The organism is Bordetella genomosp. 13, assembly GCF_007679965.1.
Classification (GTDB): Bacteria; Pseudomonadota; Gammaproteobacteria; order Burkholderiales; family Burkholderiaceae_B; genus Bordetella.
The window spans coordinates 1-1,805 of record NZ_VEHL01000017.1 but is presented as its reverse complement, the minus strand read 5'-3'; the positions used below and the strand labels follow the sequence as shown (position 1 = coordinate 1,805).

1 protein-coding gene is annotated in these 1,805 nt (G+C 70.6%); it reads left to right on the top strand.

Annotated elements, in window-relative coordinates; all coding sequences use genetic code 11:
* The coding region (locus FS845_RS26670; RefSeq protein ID WP_222130030.1) for a beta strand repeat-containing protein at positions 1–1,805 on the top strand (1,805 nt) is incomplete at both ends.

Here is a 1,805-nt window from a genome sequence, read left to right as displayed (position 1 = left end):
GTCACCACCGACGCGCCGGGCACCCTGGCGATCGATGGCGGCCTGGTCGACACCACCGGCATCCAGTCGTACGGCGAGCGCGCCGTGCTGGGCCAGGACACCGAGCTCAAGGGCCTGGTCGTCACCCTGGTGGGCGCCGATTCGTCCACCGCCGGGGGCCAGAGCCTGCGGATCAACGGCGCCGCCGCGATCAACGGCAACCTGGGCGCGCAAGCGGCGCTGAAGTCGCTGACCATCGATGGCGTCGCCAACGTGGATGCCAGCCTGATCGAGACCACCGGCGCGCAGACCTACCTGGGCCAGGTCATCCTGCGCAAGTCGCTGCAGGCCAAGACCGCCAACGCGGCCGTCTCATTCGGCGACACCGTGAGCAGCCTGGGCCCGGTGGCCAATGGACTGGACGTGCGCAACGGCACGGGCGACGTCAGCTTCGCCAATCAGGTCGGCGACGACGGCGCCGGCCGCCTGGGCGCCCTGCAGCTTGGCGGCACCGGTAACCAGACCTTGCGGGGCGCCGTATACGCCGCATCGGTCACCTCCGAAGGCACCGCCATCCTCGACGGCGGCCTGGTCGACACCACCGGCGACCAGAACTACAACGGCAAGTATACGGTCCTGTCGCGCGACACGGTGCTGCGCGGCACCAAGGTCACGCTGGGCGGCAGGACCTACGCCGCGACCCCCGGCGGCGCATCGCTGCGCATCGAAGGCGATGCCGACATCCGCGGCGGCCTGGGCTACCGCACCAACGGGCAAGGCCAGATCCTGGCGCTGTCGTCGCTGACGATCACCGGCGACGCCGCGCTCAGCGGCGACGCCACGGTCAGCGGCAACGTCATCAACACCACCGGCGCGCAGACCTACCAGGGCAAGGTCACCCTGGGCAGCGACATGGAGCTGTGGACCACCAACGGACCGGTCAGCTTCGAGGACACCCTTCTCAGCGCCGCCGGCGTGGGCGGCGGGCTGAGCGTGTACGCGGGTTCGGGCGCGATCACCCTGGCCAAGCAGGTCGGCAACGCAGGCACCGGGCGCCTGGGCGGACTGACGCTGGACAGCAGCGGCGCGGCCACCCTGGGCGACACGGTCTACGCATCGTTCGTCGTCTCCAGCGGCGGCGGCACGCTGGCCCTGAACAGCGGCCTGGTCGACACCACCGGGACGCAGAACTACGGCAACCACGTCGTGCTGGGCAAGCACACCACGCTCGACGGCACCGTCGTCGTGCTGAGCGGCGGCGTGGACGCGAAGACGGCGGGCGTCGAGACGCTGATGATCACCGGCGCCGGCAACCTGGTCAGCGCCATCGGCCAGACCGCGGCGCTGGGCGCGCTGACCGTCACCAACGGCGCGGTCTTCAACGGCAGCCCGATCACGACCACGGGCGCGCAGCGCTACCAGGGCACGTCGTACGCCACCGTGGCCGACACCACGCTGACCACCAGCAACAGCGCCGTCACCTTCGAGGGCACGCTGCTGGGCAACGGCGCCATCAAGCGCGGCCTGACGATCAACGCCGGCAGCGGCAACGTGTCGTTCGCCAAAATCGGCAACGACAGCGCGCTGTTGAACCTCGGCAGCATGATAGTCAACTCCAGCGGCGCCACGACCTTCAACGACAAGGTGTACGCGGCCTCGGTCACCACCGACGCGCCGGGCACGCTGGCCATCGACGGCGGCCTGATCCAGACCACCCTCTCGCAGTCGTACGGCGAACGCGCCGTGCTGGGCGCCGACACGACACTGACGGGCGACTCCGTCACGCTGTCGCAAGGCGCGGATGCCGCGGCCGCCGGCGGCCAGTC